At 42.0% G+C, this 18,543-nt stretch carries 18 protein-coding genes and 2 pseudogenes; 4 read left to right on the forward strand and 16 right to left on the reverse strand.

The window, feature by feature from the left end; translation table 11 throughout:
* Positions 1–75: 75 nt before the first annotated feature.
* The 12 genes from ACQYAD_RS07920 to ACQYAD_RS07975 form a co-directional block, all read right to left on the reverse strand.
* Positions 76–264 (reverse strand): DUF2933 domain-containing protein, encoded by a 189-nt coding sequence (locus tag ACQYAD_RS07920; protein WP_430236953.1) that lies wholly within the window; start codon positions 262–264, stop codon positions 76–78.
* An 85-nt stretch (positions 265–349) separates the two neighbouring features.
* Positions 350–1,177 carry a prolipoprotein diacylglyceryl transferase gene (lgt, locus tag ACQYAD_RS07925; protein WP_430236954.1) on the reverse strand — a complete coding sequence of 276 codons (828 nt, stop codon included), beginning with the start codon at positions 1,175–1,177 and terminating at the stop codon, positions 350–352.
* 252 nt (positions 1,178–1,429) lie between these two features.
* On the reverse strand, positions 1,430–2,128 hold the full coding sequence (gene prsW, locus ACQYAD_RS07930) for a glutamic-type intramembrane protease PrsW (protein WP_430236956.1): 699 nt from the start codon (positions 2,126–2,128) through the stop codon (positions 1,430–1,432).
* 117 nt (positions 2,129–2,245) lie between these two features.
* On the reverse strand, positions 2,246–3,625 hold the full coding sequence (locus tag ACQYAD_RS07935; protein WP_430236958.1) for a sensor histidine kinase: 1,380 nt from the start codon (positions 3,623–3,625) through the stop codon (positions 2,246–2,248).
* Between the two features lie 4 nt (positions 3,626–3,629).
* Entirely contained in the window at positions 3,630–4,307 is a 678-nt protein-coding gene (locus ACQYAD_RS07940; protein WP_430236960.1) for a response regulator transcription factor, read from the reverse strand.
* Between the two features lie 115 nt (positions 4,308–4,422).
* Positions 4,423–5,244, reverse strand: a complete 822-nt coding sequence (locus tag ACQYAD_RS07945; RefSeq protein ID WP_430236961.1) for a cytochrome c biogenesis CcdA family protein — start codon at positions 5,242–5,244, stop codon at positions 4,423–4,425.
* Positions 5,245–5,258: 14 nt separating this feature from the next.
* Entirely contained in the window at positions 5,259–5,675 is a 417-nt protein-coding gene (locus ACQYAD_RS07950; RefSeq protein ID WP_430236962.1) for a cupredoxin domain-containing protein, read from the reverse strand.
* 256 nt (positions 5,676–5,931) lie between these two features.
* Positions 5,932–7,128: a murein hydrolase activator EnvC family protein gene (locus ACQYAD_RS07955; protein ID WP_430236963.1), complete on the reverse strand. Its 1,197-nt coding sequence runs from the start codon at positions 7,126–7,128 to the stop codon at positions 5,932–5,934.
* A 247-nt stretch (positions 7,129–7,375) separates the two neighbouring features.
* Positions 7,376–7,804 (reverse strand): hypothetical protein, encoded by a 429-nt coding sequence (locus ACQYAD_RS07960; protein WP_430236964.1) that lies wholly within the window; start codon positions 7,802–7,804, stop codon positions 7,376–7,378.
* A gap of 20 nt (positions 7,805–7,824) precedes the next feature.
* Entirely contained in the window at positions 7,825–8,208 is a 384-nt protein-coding gene (locus ACQYAD_RS07965; RefSeq protein ID WP_430236965.1) for a cupredoxin domain-containing protein, read from the reverse strand.
* Positions 8,209–8,221: 13 nt separating this feature from the next.
* On the reverse strand, positions 8,222–10,324 hold the full coding sequence (locus ACQYAD_RS07970) for a copper-translocating P-type ATPase (protein ID WP_430236966.1): 2,103 nt from the start codon (positions 10,322–10,324) through the stop codon (positions 8,222–8,224).
* 40 nt (positions 10,325–10,364) lie between these two features.
* A complete protein-coding gene (locus ACQYAD_RS07975; protein ID WP_430236968.1) occupies positions 10,365–10,682 on the reverse strand; it encodes a YHS domain-containing protein in 318 nt (105 codons plus the stop codon).
* Between the two features lie 232 nt (positions 10,683–10,914).
* Between ACQYAD_RS07975 and ACQYAD_RS07980 the strand changes: the two genes are divergently transcribed.
* On the forward strand, positions 10,915–11,757 hold the full coding sequence (locus ACQYAD_RS07980) for an FTR1 family iron permease (RefSeq protein WP_430236970.1): 843 nt from the start codon (positions 10,915–10,917) through the stop codon (positions 11,755–11,757).
* A 231-nt stretch (positions 11,758–11,988) separates the two neighbouring features.
* Here the strand turns inward: ACQYAD_RS07980 and ACQYAD_RS07985 are convergent.
* The 3 genes and pseudogenes from ACQYAD_RS07985 to ACQYAD_RS07995 all read right to left on the reverse strand — a co-directional run.
* A pseudogene (locus tag ACQYAD_RS07985) lies at positions 11,989–12,202 on the reverse strand (IS4 family transposase); the annotation flags it as partial.
* A gap of 3 nt (positions 12,203–12,205) precedes the next feature.
* Positions 12,206–12,358: pseudogene (locus tag ACQYAD_RS07990) on the reverse strand (IS4 family transposase); the annotation flags it as partial.
* Between the two features lie 95 nt (positions 12,359–12,453).
* On the reverse strand, positions 12,454–12,705 hold the full coding sequence (locus tag ACQYAD_RS07995) for a hypothetical protein (protein WP_430236972.1): 252 nt from the start codon (positions 12,703–12,705) through the stop codon (positions 12,454–12,456).
* A 401-nt stretch (positions 12,706–13,106) separates the two neighbouring features.
* Here ACQYAD_RS07995 and ACQYAD_RS08000 point away from each other — a divergent pair, with 401 nt between their 5' ends.
* Both ACQYAD_RS08000 and ACQYAD_RS08005 read left to right on the forward strand, forming a co-directional pair.
* Positions 13,107–13,289 carry a hypothetical protein gene (locus ACQYAD_RS08000; protein ID WP_430236973.1) on the forward strand — a complete coding sequence of 61 codons (183 nt, stop codon included), beginning with the start codon at positions 13,107–13,109 and terminating at the stop codon, positions 13,287–13,289.
* A 160-nt stretch (positions 13,290–13,449) separates the two neighbouring features.
* On the forward strand, positions 13,450–14,925 hold the full coding sequence (locus ACQYAD_RS08005) for a multicopper oxidase family protein (RefSeq protein ID WP_430236975.1): 1,476 nt from the start codon (positions 13,450–13,452) through the stop codon (positions 14,923–14,925).
* A gap of 645 nt (positions 14,926–15,570) precedes the next feature.
* Here the strand turns inward: ACQYAD_RS08005 and ACQYAD_RS08010 are convergent.
* On the reverse strand, positions 15,571–16,980 hold the full coding sequence (locus ACQYAD_RS08010; RefSeq protein WP_430237238.1) for a LysM peptidoglycan-binding domain-containing protein: 1,410 nt from the start codon (positions 16,978–16,980) through the stop codon (positions 15,571–15,573).
* Between the two features lie 241 nt (positions 16,981–17,221).
* Here ACQYAD_RS08010 and ACQYAD_RS08015 point away from each other — a divergent pair, with 241 nt between their 5' ends.
* Positions 17,222–18,526, forward strand: coding sequence for an MFS transporter (locus ACQYAD_RS08015; protein WP_430236976.1), 1,305 nt, complete (start codon positions 17,222–17,224; stop codon positions 18,524–18,526).
* Positions 18,527–18,543 lie beyond the last annotated feature (17 nt).

Raw genomic sequence — 18,543 nt, forward strand, 5'->3', positions numbered from 1 at the left:
ATAGTATGCAAGTAATAATGCTACTTTTTTTCGTTCTTGCACATCCACCACGATAAATTTTGACTAAACAGTGAGTTAGTGATGATGATTTGTATCCTTCTTTTGCGCATGATGTTGGGATCCTGAATGGTTATGGCCAAATAGATGCATTAGTGGATGGAGAAGGATGATACCCCATACTAACCAAGTCCATTTTCCAAGCAGTGCCAAAACAAGTACAATCACTAAGACAATGAGAATTGGGACGGTATATTTTTTTAGCATTGTTCTCATTCCTCCCTCTATTTTACCTACAATATATCTCGCTTTGTTCAGTTTAAGCTGAATGAAAGATATGAAAAGAAAGATTTTAGCCGCGAATGGTGTAATAAATCACTAATGAGATGATCATTAACGTCAGCACAGTTAGTACTGTTTTTACATAATCGCGCTTTTTTATATCAACTCTCTCGTTCACGGCTGGACTTTTACGGCGGAACCAAATTAAAATGATCCCGAAAAGGATACCAATTAAACTTAATACATGGCTGACACTGAAAGGACCAAATACGATCGGATTCACACGAGTAAACTCGACAATTCCGCGAATGATCATATACCCAATCAAATAATGAAGAAACACTTGCCCTCGATAGGCAGGTTTCCTCAACCGCAGCCACAAGTAGCCAAACAGCAAATAGTCTAATAAAAATTCATATGCTTGGGCTGGATGAAGGTACTCACCGTTTACCTCGACTCCCCAAGGCAAGCTGCGCGAAATCGGCCCGCCGAATACGTCACAGCCAATCCGGCTAATTCCTTGCGCTAAAATAATCGCCGGGGCAATTATGTCCAATGTTTGCCAAATTGGAATTCCACGCCTTTTCAACAGCCATAAGCCAACCAATAATCCGCCTAAAATACCGCCATGGATCGAAAGTCCGCCTTCACTAATCGCAAAAACTTTCATCGGATTTGCTAAATAATAAGAAGGATCGTAAACAAGTATATACACAATCCTTGCACCAATAATCCCGCCGATGACGGAATAAATCGCAATTTCCATTAACGATTCATGGTTTAAGCCCTGCTTTTTGGCTTCAGTCGTTAAAAAGTAAAGTCCTGCCAATGCTCCGACGGCAATCATTAAGCCGAAAAAATAAAAGGTAATGGGACCAATACTAAAAATAGGTATCATCGAGACAATTCCTCATTTCCATCGATCTTTTTTTAAACTAATCACCTAGCCGGAATTTTAACCAGAGAGAAAAACCATTTTACACCCTTCTTTCGAGAAAAACGTTTATAAATACGTAAACCTTTGTTTCATTTTAAAAAAGCATTCTAAGAACAAACTGAATTGATGATAAGAACAACATAAGAACTTTAACGAAAAATCGTGCAAGATTGGCCCGAAAAAAAGAGGGCGAATCCGATTCGTCCTCTTCGATCAGGCTAATGTTGAATTGAGTGCTTTTTGCATGCTGTACTGTTTGCTAAAATGCGCTTTGCTTAATAGCTCAGCGATATGGATTTTTTTCATGCCAAACCACCACAAAAAGATCATATAAGCAACCATCATTGTCAGCCAGGAAGTTTCCTTGATTAAAATATAGTTAAAGATGCCGTGCAGGATTGATGGAACGGCAATGGACAATACCATCCACGCCCACTTTGACCGGGCTGCAAATTTCGCCCTGCTTAGATAATAGCCCATGATCACGCCAAACAAGGCATGGCTTGAGACCGGGAACAGTGCTCGATTCAATGCGTATTCCACTCCATTTGAAAGCAAATACATAATATTTTCAGCGGTAGCAAACCCTAATGAAACCGAGGTTCCATACACAATGCCATCAAAGGGCTCATCAAATTCGACATGCCGGTATGCTGAATAAAAGAGAACAATCCATTTAAACGATTCCTCAAGCATTCCAGAAGTGAGAAAGGAACTGCTTAGTTCCGAACTGCCTATGTTTTCAATATTCAGCACATATTCAATAAAAGCTGCCGGAAGAATTAACAGTGCACCGAAAAGAAAGGTGCGAACCACTAATAACACCGGCTCCGGCTCATACTTGTCTTTTAAATAAAAATAACTCAACAAAGCCATCCCCGGTGCTGTCCCGGCCAATAAAATTGATAACATCTCTATCCCTCTCTCCAAAAATAAAGTTCGAGCGTACGATAGGTTTCTATCCTAATATATCGAACATTTGCATTATCATAAACTACTTTTATGGAGTTTTTGTGAATTTTTATCGGGTTACTTAAGAAGCGGAAACGCAATTCTGAATTCTGTACCTTCACGAGCCTTGCTTTTTACGAAAATCGTTCCTTGATTTTCTTCGACAATCGATTTTGCAATCGCAAGTCCAAGGCCTGTGCCATCTTGAGAATGCCTCCTCGCAGCGTCGGTGCGATAGAAGCGTTCAAAAATGTGTGACAGCTCGCTATCCTCGATCCCAATGCCGGAATCTTTCACAGCGATTACTGCTTTTTCGTTTTCCCTCGTAATTTTTACAAGAATCGAACCATTTGGCGGAGAGTATTTTATTGCATTATCAACTAGGATGATCATCAACTGCTTGAGGGAATCTTCCTCACCCCAAACACATACATTCTCATCCATTTCGGATTCAACTGTTATTGTTTTCTCCCATGAAACAATTTCCGCAAGCACTCCTTTTGTCATCGCCGACAGACAAACAACCTTTTTGCTCCCGACCTGCCCTGCTTCGACTCTTGCAAGTGAAAGCAAATCCGAAACGAGCTTTGACATCCGGATGGCTTCGTTTCGAATATCCGTCAAAATCTCCGCCTTTTCACCTTCAGGGATTTTTTTCACTTTTGTCAAAATATCGAGATTGCCCCTGATTGTTGTTAGCGGCGCCCGAAGCTCGTGCGAAGCATCCGAGAGAAATCGTTTCTGATTCGTATAGGCCTTCTCCAAGCTGTCAAGCATGCTGTTAAATGTTTCTGCCAATTTGCCAAGTTCATCGGATGGACCGGTGTGCATCACCCGCTGCTGAAAATCTTGAGAAACGGCGATGGCGTTCGCCGTTTTTCGGACTAAGTCCACCCTTGACAATGTCCTTTTCACTAAAAACCAGGCAGCAATCGAGGCAATTATGATACTAAATACCGTCAACGCGATAACCAGCCATCTAAACTTTAACAATGATTGATCCAGTTCACTCAGTGGGTAGAGTGTTTGAATGTAGCCAGCAAATTTACCTTTTTGATGAATGGCTGTGGTCAATATCCGAATTCTTTTTCCAGCATCATCTTTTATCGTCATGAAAGCTTCTTGTGTTGCTTCTGCCTTCATCCATTCCGGATTGTGATTTTTAAAAAATGGATGATCGTTCGTTTCAATCAGCTTTCCGGATCGATTTCTGATCATAACAGCCACTTGATTGATCCCAAGTTCATCGGTGGAAACTTGAATGTCCTCGAGTTTTTTTCCATTATTCAATTGTTTATTCAGCTCTTCATGGACATGGGAGGTTATTGTCCTAAGCATCGTGTCAACATCTTGATAATGTGATCGGTAATGAGCATAATAAATGAGGGAAATAATGAGCGCCAAAATGGTACCAAAAATGGCACTGTTCCAAAGGGTTAGCCGCAAACGTATTGGCATTTCCTCACTCCCTCAATACATACCCAGTACCGCGAACGGTATGGATCAATCTAGGCTCCGAATGTAGTTCCAATTTATGCCTTAAGTAGCCAACATACACTTCTAAAACATTGGATTCCACTTGAAAATCGTATCCCCAAACCTTTTCCATGATCAAATCACGGGACAAAACCCTTTTTGGATTTTGCATAAATAGTTTTAACAAATTAAATTCCGTTGTCGACAATTCGATTGGGCGATTGTTCCTTATTGCTGAATAGGCAGCAAGATCAAGCGTTAAATCGGCAAAATGGAGCGTATCCGCCGGGTTGCCCGCTGTTTCGGTTCTCCTGAGCAGCGCCTTCACGCGGGCAACCAGCTCTTCGAATGCAAACGGCTTGATCAGATAGTCATCTGCCCCGGTTTCAAGCCCCTCCACTCGATCGGTTACAGAATCCCTTCCTGTTACCATCAAAATCGGAATATTTCCATCCTTTCTTAATCTTCTGCACACTTCCAGCCCATCCATATCCGGCATCATTACATCTAAAATAACCAAGTCAGGAGAATTCTCCAACACTTTCATCAAGCACTCCCTGCCGTTATTTGCAGCATCTACATCAAACCCTTCAAAAGTAAGCCCTCTCCTCATCATCGTTGTGATTTTTTGGTCATCGTCAACAACGAGAATTTTTGCGCACATGTGTATTCCTCCCTACCTTTCATACTATCATTATATTAAAAACGAAAGAAAAATAAGTTGCCTATTTCAATGATTGTATTTTATATTCTTGGTCTGACACAGCTTTTCGTTAACCTCATGCCAAAACAATTGAAATATATCCCAATAAAATCGTCACAATCCCAATAATAATTCTTAATCTCTTTCGTATCATGATGAAGTCTTGGCTAATTGTCTGCAAAAGTTTTTTATTTGAAAGCAGGAATGCAAGCAGAATAACAGGAAAAATAAAGCCAATATTATAAATCAATAACAGTGGATACTTCATTGTGAAAGACTTTGATTGGATCATAATCAAAACAGCCATATAAATAGCTCCCCCGCAAGGCACACTACAGAGTCCAACAACGATTCCGCTTAAAAAGCTGCCAAATTTTGAAGCCGGTTTACTAAACTTCTTATAGAACGGGTGTAAAAAGGCTGGCATTTTAATCCATGCTTTTGACTGTGTGAAAAACGAATCCCGCAACATTAAAACGCCTAAAACCACGACTACCAATCCAGCGATCTGTAGGATGATTTTTGTTTGGATAGCAGATACCCGAAGAAATTCGATCATTCCTGCTCCTAATAGGAAATAAATAAAAAAAATCCCAAAAGCATAAATAAATGCATAACCAAGTATATTTTTTCTCTGTTCTGCAATGGTTTGACCATTTCCAATCTCAGCTCCAAAACGGTTAAGCAAATATCCGATCCATAACAGCAGTGTGCTAAATGCACATGGGTTAAAACCATCTAATATCCCAGCCACCAGCATAAGTCCCATTAAGAGAACAATGCCGGATGTTACTGCAATATTTGTCGCGATCACTTTTTGATTAAACAGGAGGGCAAAGAAAAACAACAGAAAAAACAGAAGCAGGTAGGTGATAATGGTTTTTAATGGTAGTTTCATTTTATCTACCCCGATTATGTAATAATTAATTTACCTTGCATGGATGGGTTTTCTTTCCCTCCGCAGCATACATCACAATAAAACACATATTCACCAGGTTGATCTACTTTTAATTGAATCGTTTTTGTCGATTCAGGTGGCAGTTTATAATCTATTTTTAGTTCATCACTGGCAAACTGATGCCATCCGCCTCCATCTGAGTGCTGGGAATTATCCGGATTCACCAATTGAATCGTGATCTTTTCTCCAGCCTTTGCCCGAATAACCGGCGGCGTAAATCCTGACATCGAAATTTCGACGCGTGTACCCTGATTTTCCCCCTGATTTTTAACATTCGCAACGGCATCTAAAACGATTGGAATCATAGCCGCAATCACAATGACGACAAACACCAGTTCCAACCCATATTTTTTAACTTTTATTTTTTTCACGAAATCATCTCCAATATGCACTTACACTTCACATTTTTCATACGTAGATTTTTAAAAAAATCTTTCGTTCCATTTTAAGCATTGTTTCTGAACTTTAGCTGAAACAGAACTGAGAATCACATAAGAATGCTAAAATCCATTTTTCAAGTGATAGATGGGTATGCCCAACAACATAGCCGTTCCTATCCGCAACTTTCCACACGAAAAGAATGAGGCGGCCGATTGTACAGCCGCCATTTCTTATGTATTCAAGCTTTTAGCGTCTTGGCAGAACATCGATTGGATTTAATAGTTTGCCATTTTGATAGACTTCAAAGTCAAGATGAATGCCTGTTGAATAACCGGTTGAACCCATAATCGCAATCTTGCTGCCTTGATTTACGGTTTGTCCTACCGAGACGTTTATTGATGCTAAATGAGAATATTGGGTTAAATAACCATTGGGATGGTTGATTCGAACCACATTCCCATAGCCATTGATCCATCCTGCATATGCAACGGTTCCGCCATTTGCAGCCAAAATTGAATAATCAGCAGGCCGTGCAATATCAATTCCTTTGTGGAACTCACCCCAACGCATTCCTTGATATGTCGTAATAATCCCGCCTATTGTCGGCCAAATTAACAATCCGTTTCCACTCGTTTGAACTGAAACTGTATTAGCAGGAGTACTTCCCGTCTGTTTCGGCTGTTGTGCCTGTTGGCTCTTGTCACTACTTACCGCGAGTAAATTCTGTTTTTCTATTTCAACATTTTTAGTAATTAACACTGACTTTTCGGCTTGTAATCTACCAACCTCAGCCTGAATGGATTTCTCTTTTTCTTTTAATCCTAAGACAAAATGATCTTTTTCCTGTTTCTTAGCTGCTAAGCTGGCTTCCATTTTTTTTAAGTCATTTGTCATCGTTTCCAATGATGCAAGTTCGGATTTCATTTTCGCTTGCGATTTTTCCACTGTTTCTCTATCTGTCTCATGCTCCTTTAAAATTTCACGATCTGCTTCAACCATCGTAGCAACTGCCCCTGCACGATCGATAAAGTCACTGAAGCTTTGGGAACCCAGTAAAACTTCTACATACTTAATCGTTCCGCCTGAATCTTGATAAGAACGGGCACGTTCTTTCAATAAGCTGTTTCTTTGCTCCATCCGTTTTGTTAACTCACTTATTTGCGTTTGCAAGCTGGCAATGCTTTGCTGAGTCTGCGCAATTTGTTGAGTTTTTTCGCTAATTTTCGCTTGGGTATCAAGAATAGCATTTGTCAGGTTATCCGATTCCTGTTGGGCAGTTTTCATTTGGATTTGTAAATTGCTAATCGTGCTGTTTGCAACTTTGATCTTTGCTTCCAGATCATATGTATTATTGGCCGCTGCTTTTGCTGTAGTAGTGAGACTGGAAAAGCCTCCTGTTCCTAATGTGGCAATTAATGAGACAATAATAAATTTCTTCTTCACTACCTTATACTCCTTCCTACTAAATATGTACATTTTGAAAACTTTTATCAACCTTGTTTACTATTTCACATTTTTGCTTTATTTCTCGCTTTTACAACATTAGAATACCGTCGAATTATCGAGAAATTTAGGTTTTTTTGTTCCAGTTACATTACAAAAACTTTTCGAAAATTAAACTTGTCAAACAATTTCAAAAATAACAATAGAAAAAGCTGACAGATGGATGTCAGCTTTTTTGAAAAATTTATTAATGGTGTTGTTGGTGATCCGTTTGCTGAATCTGCGGCTGGCTTGGGCTGTTGTTGCCAGCCATTACTTGCGGCAAAGCGGTTAACACAATCACGATGGATAGGATAGAAGAAATCAAATAAACCCATGCAACAGGACGATGATGATGCCATTTGCGAATGGCGACACGAATCATCCATACGGATACGAGCAGAGAAACGAGCATAAACGAAAGTTTCACCCATGGCGAAAGTGATAATAACCCGGTGCCTAAAGTAGTGAGGCCAAGGGCAATTAGTAAGGTGTGAACCCAATGGTGTGAAGAAGCCACAATTGCCAGAAGAATGGAACCAATTGCCTTGAGAATGCCCTTCTCCTTTTTTGGTTGACCTGGCAGATTATCTGTTACTGCCTGCTCTTGTACATTCAAACGATCACCTTCATTCATAAACTGAGTTGTCCTCTCGGCTATTTTTTGACAACCATTGTGCCTCTGTACATCCCCATTTGGCAAGTAAATTCATATGTTCCATCTTCCATTGGCGGAAGCTCGATGACGACTTTCTTGCCGGCAGGAAGGGTAGCACTTTTTTCAAAATCAGGGAAAACAACCATTTCTGAGCAGGCTGCTTTTTCTTCTCGCAAAAATTCAAACCTTACGGGCTTTCCGCTTTGAACAATGATACGATTTGGCGTATAACCGCCATTTTTCACTCGGATGGATGCCTCCTGAATGCCGGATGATCCGATCTCAGCAAGACTCCCACCTTTTTTCGGTCCCCAAAAAAACCAGGCAATCAACCCGATTAACAGCAACCCGCCAATCGTCACACTCAGATTTGCGATATCCATTTGTCCTCCCCCTTTATCGATTGATTACTTGCAGGCGTTTTAAGCGATTGGCATTTAAGACAACGGTTACGGAGCTAAATGCCATCGCACTTGCTGCTAAAAGGGGTGACAATAAGATCCCGGTAAATGGGTATAATACTCCAAGGGCAATTGGGATGCCGATGGTGTTATAAATAAATGCACCAAAGAGATTTTGATAAATGTTTCTCATCGTTGCTCGGCTAATTTTGATTGCGCTGACAACCCCTTTTAAGCTTCCGGAAATTAACGTTATATCACTTGCTTCAATTGCCACATCTGTTCCTGTGCCAATCGCGATCCCTACATCTGCCTGGGTTAAGGCCGGTGCATCATTGATGCCGTCTCCAACCATCGCTACTTTGCTGCCACTGATCTGCAATTTACGAACGTTTTCCGATTTATCCTGCGGAAGGACATCGGCAAGTACGCGTTCAATCCCAACTTGTGTTGCGATCGCACGAGCGGTTCGCTCATTGTCTCCTGTCATCATGACCACTTCAAGGCCTAGCTTTTGCAATTCCCGAATCGCTTCAGCCGAATCTTCTTTAACAGTATCAGCAACAGCAATCACACCAGCTGCCTTTCCATCAATGGCCAAAAACATCGGTGTTTTTCCCTGATCGGCCATAGTTGTAGCAAATCGGTTGAATTCTGTTAGTGGAATGTTTTCTTTCTTCATTAGCTTACGATTTCCGAAAAAAACTCTTTTGCCTTCAATTATTCCTTCTACACCATGTCCTGGAATCGCGTTAAATCCTTTTACTTTAAGCAGCGGGATTTGCATCTCCCCGGCCTTCTCTAAAATCGCACTGGCAAGCGGATGCTCGGAACCTTGTTCAATCGACGCGGCGATTTGCAGCAACGTTTCCTCCCTATCACCGCCAAGTGAGACAACATCGGTAAGAGAAGGCTTTCCTTCTGTAATTGTCCCTGTTTTATCAAGGACGATGGTCTGCAGTTTTTCGGCAATTTGCAACGCCTCACCAGAACGGATTAAAATTCCATGCTCGGCGCCTTTGCCAACACCTGTTGTTAATGACATTGGTGTTGCCATTCCTAAAGCGCACGGGCAGGCAATGATGACGGTTGTCACCGCAACGATTAAAGCATAGATCCAGCTCGGCTGCGGTCCAAAATTAAACCAAACAATATAGCCTAGGATCGCGGCAATCATGACCCCCGGTGTAAAATAGGCCGAGACTTGATCGACAATTTTTTGCACGGGAACGCGTGATCCTTGTGCCTGTTTAACCATCTCGACGATATTTGCCAGAGCGGATTCCTGTTGTTCTTTCGTAACTTTAAACGTAAAACTGCCTGTTTTATTTAATGTACCTCCAAACACTTCACTGCCTGCCGCTTTTTCCACAGGCATGGATTCACCTGTCAGCATCGATTCGTCGATAGCTGAATTTCCTTCAACGATAATCCCATCAATCGCAATTTTTTCACCGGGACGAACAACAACCAAATCACCAATACGGACTTCTTCAATTGAAACTTTCATTTCTTTTCCATCACGGAGCACATTCGCCGTCTTTGGCTGGAGGCCAATTAATTTCTTGATGGCTTCTGATGATCGGCCTTTCGCCTTTACTTCCATTGCCATTCCCAGAACGACTAAAGCTGTTACAACCGTTGTGACATCATAGTAGACTTCTGCCATTTCTGATTTTGGAAAAAGTCCCGGGAAAAAGAGGGCGGTAAAGGAATAAAGCCATGCTGCACTAATACCCGTGGCAATTAAAGTGTGCATGTTCGCCAAGCGATTTTTTAATCCTTCCCACATTCCTAAAAAAAATTGCCCACCGCTGAAAATCATTACAAGGAGGGCAAGCAATCCCATGAACAATCTTGACCACCATAACCGCTGATCGTCAGTTAACAGCCAATCGCGAATGCCGGGAAATACAGTAGGATAGGAAACGAGAACAATGGGAACCGATATGATCGCAGCAAACCACCATTTTTTCATTAATTGACGATATTCGGCTTCCTCTTCCGTTTCTTCGTGCAGATCGTTAGGACCATCAGGATGTAAGTCGGATTCAGTACAGTGATTTTCATGTATATGAGTTGCATGACCAACATTCATCTTGCAACCCCCCTTTCTCGAAAAATCACTTTGTTAACGATCAATGATGGCTATGATGGTGTTGTCCATGACATTTATGTTCATGCTCTTCCCCATTGTTGCAATGTCCATGCTTCCCGTGGTGGTCATGATGATCGTGACCCTCGTGATCGTGCTTGCATTCTTCTGATTGCCCTCCCCCGCAGCAGTGTTCATCTGAGCCAGAAACATATTTGTTTGGGTCTGCTTCAAATTGCGTTAAGCATGCCTTTGCACAAAAATAGTAGTCCTTTCCGTTAAAGGTGGTGCGAAGAGTGGAATCATTTACGGTTACTTCCATTCCGCATACTGGGTCTGTTGCTTTCTTTTTCTCAAACATTCAAAATCTCCTCCTTAAATTGAGTGAAAATAATTTATTACTTGTATTGTATCGATCAATACTTAAAGCTAAATGAAACAAATCTGAGAATAATGTAAGAATTTCTGAAAAGCTGGGGAAAACCCGAATCCTAAATTGTTCACAAGATATTCACTTTTCTTACCATTTATTTACGTGTTATAATCTCTTTATCAACTAAGTGATAATGATTATCAATATCGGAGGGATTTGGATGTTTGCAGGTATTTTAATTACACTTCGGGAAGGAATTGAAGCATTTTTAGTTGTCGGAATCTTGCTTGGGATTTTGAGCAAAATGAATCAGCGTGACAAGCATCGGTACATATGGATAGGCTCAGGGGCGGCCATTGCGCTAAGCGGATTGATCGCCTATCTCATTCAATTGCTTTCGATCAATTTTGAGGGGACAAACGCGGAAATTTTCGAAGTGGTTGTTGCTGCGATCGCCATCGCGATTCTATCGTATATGGTGTTGTGGATGAATAAACAAAGCAAGCATTTAAAAAGCAATTTTGAAAAGCAAATCACGTCAGCTCTAAATAACAACCAAATGTGGGGACTTGTCCTTTTGGCGTTCGTCACCATCATCCGCGAAGGCATTGAAACCGCACTGTTTCTTACAGCAGTAAATTCATCCGCAAAAGGCAGCGGGCTCATGCTCGGAGCTTTCGCTGGGCTGCTGCTGGCAGCAATCGTTTCGTATTTACTAGTAAAAGCAGCGATTCGTTTAAATCTCCGCATGTTCTTTTTGTTGACAGGAAGTATGGTTGTTGTCATTGCTGCGGGTCTTGCCTCCCATGTCACAATGGCACTGCAAGATTTAGGCATTTTACCATTTGGCAACTTGATCGCCTGGAACTTAAGTTCCTTTATTTCAGATGAAAGTTTACTAGGAAAATTGCTGCATGCCTTTATTGGCTACGTCGCGGCTCCAACTGTGCTTCAGCTCCTCGTCTATGCGGCATACATTGCAGCAATGCTCCATGTCCTTTGGAACGGCTCGATTTTAAAAAGCTTTAAAAAACAATTAAATGCTGTGATGGCGGATAAATGATTCATGATTAAAAGTAAGGCTGTATTTCTATAAAGGTTCGGTTTCCTATAGCAAACATTAAAAATGTAATCTAAAATGAGTATCAATTTGCCTATATGAAGAAAACGTCTCTTCATAAAGAATGGGAGTTTCGGATCACGGGATCCAGATCCAGTGAACCATTCCGACCAATACCTAACTTAAGGCTGTTAGCATAGCTAACAGCCTTAAATTAGGTTTCATTTTATTAACTCAACTTTCGCAGAATAAAATTGGCAAATAAGCCTTGATATAACTGGGAAGGCCCGCAATCCATTGTTGAAGTTGACGTTGAATTAAATTTTTGACTCTCTTGTTTGTCTTTTTTATGGTATCTTGAAGAAGCTCGATTAGCTTGCTGCAGAGCAACAGACCAATCCAGTTCATTGATTTCTTCACATAGTTCAGAAAAAAGGCCGCCAATCGTTAAGGAACTCAATAGGGAGAAGTCAACAGGCATGAATGAATACCCATCAGTCCATCCTAGGGTAAGCATACGGAAACCCTTATAATATCGTTTGTATGGCACCGAATGATCCTTGCAGCGAGCGAGCAATTCCACTTTCTTACTACGATTCCGAACCCTTTTTATATTCCTTTGTTTAAGTTGCAGTAAAATGCTGACTTTGAATATGATGAAGCCCTTCCAATGCCTGTTTTGTCCATTTGATTTTCATTTTAGAGTTCACCTTGCTCAATCATCTCCAAAACCCCATCGGTTGTAAAAACATTGCCTTCTGCGATGTCCTTTTTTGCCTGTAATAATTTTTGTTTTAAATCCTGATTAAGCTCAACATCTTCTTTTTCCGTTGTTTCCGGCTTCTCAATAAAAGATAAATAATACCTTTTTCCATCAATTTCAAAAACTGATTCGCCTTCATAGATCATTTCTTTGATTACTTCCGCTGCAAATCCATTTAACTTTTTCATTAACTTACCTCCATTCAAATTTTTTTTATATTTATACTGCATTAATTTCATTGAGCATACCTAAACGGCTACGTTTACGTATAAGCCTGACTATTTACGCTAGTTAACTCATTTCCAGCATTATACGTATAATTCGTTGTGGTGAGTGTTTTGTTTTTGGTAATTTGTTAGGCAATTCCCCGACCTCAGCGGTAAGAGCTTGCTTTATGGGCTGTCTATTCGCCTCGCCCGGTGCTGCAGACGCAAAATGCGGACCAATGGAACTAAATATTTAGTATCCTTTATTTAGGAGTTTCCATTGTTTATAGATTTTTAATAAACCTTTTACATCTTTTTCATTCTTTATTAAAAAAGCAATTCTATAATCAATTATGTAAATCAAATAAAGTGAGGAGATCAATATGTATTTAAAAAAGCTGATTAATAAGAAGCCTATTACCATTCAGTATACCGCAAATGGTTCGTTGGCCGTTTTTAAAGGTCGTGTCTACGGACTAAATTTAAAAGAGCAAATTCTTTCACTGAAAGATGAAAAACAAAAGACGTTTTCGGTTCGATTTTCGGAAATACGGGCGATTTATTAGGCAAGACCTCCTCCGTATTTTCTTCCCTGTATTTCTTTTCCTTTCTTGAAACCTCTTACCTTTTATTCATTTCCAAAAATGCCGCCTCCCTTTTCAATGCATGATCTTCCAATGATTTGGAATGTTAAAAAATAGCGATGAGAAAGGGAGGTTCTAATAGTTGAAAAAACTAGCCGGTATTATTGTTGTCTTACTTATTGCGGTATTTGGTACAGTCTGGTTTTTTTTCACCCAAAATCAAGGAATGGGTGGCATGATGTCTGGCGGTGGAGGAATGATGAATAACCAGTCACCTCCTAGGACTCAAAAGCAATCGCAATCCGTGGAAAAACCGCTGCCGATCCCTCCTTTAGTTAAAGATCAAAACCCGGAACCCGGAAAAGGGGAATATCATTTAACCGTTCAAAAATCCACCACTGAATTTTTTAATGGAAAAAAGGCTCAAACTTATGGGTACAACGGCAATTATCTTGGACCGGTCATTCGTGTTCGAAAAGGCGAAGAAATAACGGTAAAAGTGAAAAATAACTTAAATGAAGATACGACTGTGCATTGGCACGGTCTTGAAGTCGATGGGGAAAAAGATGGCGGCCCGCATACAAGAATCAAACCGGGAGACACGTGGAGCCCTACTTTTACCATTCACCAACCCGCTGCAACCCTTTGGTATCATCCGCATCTTTTGCATAAAACAGGGGAACAAGTATACAAGGGGCTGGCAGGATTATTTTTCATTGACGATGATGCATCAGACAAGCTGAACATTCCGAAACAATATGGCGTCGATGATGTTCCCCTTGTTATTCAAGATAAAAACTTTAACTCTGATGGAACCTTTGATTATAAATTGGGAATGCATGATGTCATGATGGGGCTTCAGGGAAATACCATTCTCGTAAATGGTGTCGTTAATCCGTATTTAAATGTTCCAAAAGGAAAGGTTCGGCTGCGTTTATTGAATGGTTCAAATGCCCGGACATACCAATTTCACCTCAGCAACAATGAAACATTTCAACAAATCGGCAGCGACGGCGGCCTGCTTCCAAGCCCTGTCTCGCTTACCAAAGTCGTACTCGGGCCGGCAGAACGCGCTGAAATCATTGTTGATTTTTCAACCAAACAAAAAGGCGATCGGATTCAATTACTGGATCAAAATACAGCATTTATGTCCTTTGTCGTTCAGAAGAAAACTGGAAACATTGCTGCGGTACCGGATAAACTCGTTGATATACCAGCAATCGATCCGGCAAAAGCAGTGCAGACACGAAGGTTTGATTTTCAAGGGATGGGGAAGAACGTCAATATCAACGGGAAGCAAATGGACATGTTCCGGATTGATGAAAAACTAAGACGAAACAACATTGAAATTTGGGAAATTACCAATAGCAGTGGCAGCGGAATGATGGGCGGAATGGCACACCCTTTCCATGCGCATGGAGTGCAGTTCCAGATTCTTGATCGTAACGGGAATCCTCCACCTGCAAATGAAACAGGCTGGAAAGATACGATTCTTGTCTCTCCGGGAGAAAAAGTCAGAGCGATTGCCAATTTTGATCAAACGGGTATTTTTATGTATCATTGCCATATTCTCGAACATGAAGATGCCGGGATGATGGGACAATTTCAGGTTTATTAAAATACAAAACGGGCATTGTAACGCGGTCATCATGCCCGTTTCATTTAAAGTAACATTTATTTTCGCTTAATACCCCGTTATTTAATGAAGGGTCTTACAATCGGGCTATAATGACCGTTTCTCGGTTTTTTTAAGGGCATTACCGACTGACCTAATGACCGTTTCTCGGCTTTTTTGGCTCTCTACGGGCATTACTGACTGGACTAATGACCGACGCTCGGCTTTTTTGGCCCACCACGGGCATTACTGACTGGACTAATGACCGCCGCTCGGCTTTTTTGGCTCTCTACGGGCATTACTGACTGGACTAATGACCGTTCCCCGGCTTTTTTGGCCCTCCACGGGCATTACTGCTTTCCCTAATGACCGCCGCTCGGCTTTTTTGGCTCTCTACGGGCATTACTGCTTTCCCTAATGACCGCCGCTCGGCTTTTTTAGCTCTCCACGGGCATTACCGACTGACCTAATGACCGTTTCTCGGCTTTTTTGGCTCTCTACGGGCATTACTGACTGGACTAATGCCGCTCCCCGGCTTTTTTGGCCCACCACGGGCATTACTGCCTTCCCTAATGACCATTTCTCAATTTTTTTGTACTGGGACAGGCAATTCCTTGATAGATGAAACCGTCTCTCTGTCATTCCACATCATACCTTGCGGATCAAAAAAGTATCTTCTAGCAATACCCAGTTTTGCGGGTATGGATAACCCAGTGTCCAATAGCTGATCCCTCTTAGGCCGTATTCTTTAGCAGTGTCAAATTTCGCCTGGGCGCTTCTGGCATCCTCAAACCATACTTCGTGATTGCGGCCCTGTGCATCGGTATACCGAAAGAAAGGCGATTGCGCAACTGAATGATATTGAATCGCAGCGCCATATTGAATTGCCCGTCTGACCGCTTCTTGCTGGCTAAATGTTTCCGCCTCTTGTCCTTTGACATGTGGCAGAAGCCAGTCGCGGGCATAAATTTGGAAGCCCATGAAAATTTTATTTCTTGGTATGACTGACACGGCATAATCAAGCACTCGCCGGATTTCATTAAGTGGCGATATCGCTTGCGGGGGCCCTAATCGGTAACCCCATTCATACGTCATTAACACAACAAAATCGGCGATTCTGCCATGGGCCGAATAATCATGCGCTTCGTATAACAGCCCTTTTTGCTCAGCACTCACTTTCGGAGCCAATGCGGTGGAAACAAAATAACCTTCCGGATGCAGCCGGTCAACCGCTTTTTGCAAAAATTGATTGTAAAATTCACGGTCTTGGGGATAGACATTTTCAAAATCAACGTTTAACCCGCGATAGCCCTTCGACTTTATCGCACTTAAAATATTGGTTATCAGACGATCTTGAATTTCAGGATTGGAAAGGATGGTGTGTGCAAGCCGTGAGCCAGGATCCTTATACGTAAAATTCGTAATGCACATCATGGGTGCAACTCTTTCAGCTAATGAAGCTTGGATAAAAGCAGTATCATATAAAGGGGATACTCCACCACTCTCTGTCATTGAATAGGCAAAAAGCGAGGAATAGGTTAAATCTCTGCCTACTTCTCGAATCAATGCCCCTCCCTTTTCACCTGTATCAATCGTATAAGCATTCACATCTACGATTGGTTTAGAGAAAGGAATAGCTAAAGCCGCACCTGGATAGAGCAAATTTGGATTTTGAATTTGGTTGATCCGGATGATTTCTTGAACAGTTGTACCGTATTTTTGGGCAATTTGCCATAACGTTTCTCCAGGCTGGATCACATGAGTTCTCGCCGGGATCGTTAACACCATACCCGGATAAATCGCCGCTGGATTACTGATTTGATTTGCTTGAACAATTGCTTGAATCGTTGTACCATATTTTTGGGCAATCAACCACAAAGTCTCGCCTGGTCGTACCGTATGTGCTTTAGATGGTGTCGGAATCACGAGAGCCATACCGACTACCAATTGGTTTGGATTTTCCAACTGATTCACCCGAACAATTTGGTCGATTGTGACCCTATAGCGCTGAGAAATGGCCCATAATGCTTCTCCCCGTTGCACAACATGAATCTGAATAGGAATCCCTCCCTTAAAATGCATCTCCTTTCATATATATTCCTTTCAAAAGCTAAAAAGTATCATTGCTCACAAGCTTTACCATCTCAGACAACAAAACAAATTTGCAAATTACTCTATAAAGGTTCACAAAACCATTGTATACTTATAGGGGTATTTAAACTCTTTTAAAAATCCATTTCATTATGACGGAAATTTCCACTAAAATAGATTTGGGAATATAAGAAAGGCGGTTCGCTCCATGCTCAAAAAAGACGAAGAAGTTAAGGCTATAGAAGCTCACCCTCCGTGGCTGCAACGTTACATTGATTCTCCGGAAAAGCAACAAAAATTGTATCGACAAACATTGATCATCATCGTGATGTCACAAATTTTCGGCGGTGCCGGACTTGCGGCAGGTATAACGGTTGGAGCGCTCCTTGCGCAAAAAATGCTGGGTACTGATAGCTTTGCCGGTGTTCCAATTGCGTTGTTTACATTAGGTTCCGCCGGAGCTGCGCTGATTGTCGGGCGGCTTTCACAGCGATTCGGCCGCCGCCTTGGGCTTGCTTCCGGATTTATCGCTGGCGGCATCGGGGCAATTGGTGTGGTAATTGCGGCGTTAACGAACAACATCATGCTTTTATTTGCCTCCCTGTTCATCTACGGTGGCGGAACGGCAACAAACTTGCAAGCGCGCTATGCCGGCACTGACCTGGCAAATCCGAAGCAGCGAGCCACCGCCGTTAGTATTGCAATGGTCTCCACCACTTTTGGTGCTGTTGCCGGTCCAAACATGGTCAGTATCATGGGGAATTTTGCCACATCCATCGGTGTTCCTGCTATAGCCGGTCCGTTCATACTTGCTGCTGCAGCCTATATTCTTGCCGGACTGGTGCTAGCCACTTTCCTTCGACCGGATCCGCTCGTTGTCGCCCAGGCCCTTGCGAGGGAAGTAAAACTGGAAACCGCTGCTGTTTCCGGCACCATTCCCACTGAGGAAAAACACAACAAGCCTGGAATCATTATGGGTGCCACTGTTATGGTTTTAACACAGGTGGTTATGGTTGCCATTATGACAATGACACCTGTTCAAATGGGGCATCATGGCCATACTTTAGGGCAAGTTGGAATGGTGATTGGCATCCATATTGGCGCAATGTATCTCCCATCGCTTGTGACCGGAGTTCTTGTTGATAAAATTGGCCGGATTTCGATGGCGGTCGCTTCTGGTGTGACCTTGCTTTTGGCAGGTGTGCTAGCGGCAGTATCGCCGGGAGCTTCTCTGTTAGGATTTAGCACTGCTCTCGCCTTGCTTGGTCTTGGCTGGAACTTTGGTTTAATTAGCGGAACAGCCATTATTGTCGATTCAACGATTCCATCAACCCGGGCAAAAACACAAGGATCGGTTGATGTCTTGATCGCTTTGTCCGGGGCAGCCGGAGGAGCGCTATCCGGCATGGTTGTCGCCCAATCCAGTTATGCGGTACTCTCACTCACTGGCGGAGTCTTGGCATTGCTGCTGATACCTGTTATTATTTGGGCACAAAAAAGGACAAATAACTAAATGATTGATCAAAAGGC

It is taken from the genome of Neobacillus sp. SM06 (assembly GCF_050496765.1).
Taxonomy (GTDB): domain Bacteria; phylum Bacillota; class Bacilli; order Bacillales; family Cytobacillaceae; genus JAEVLT01.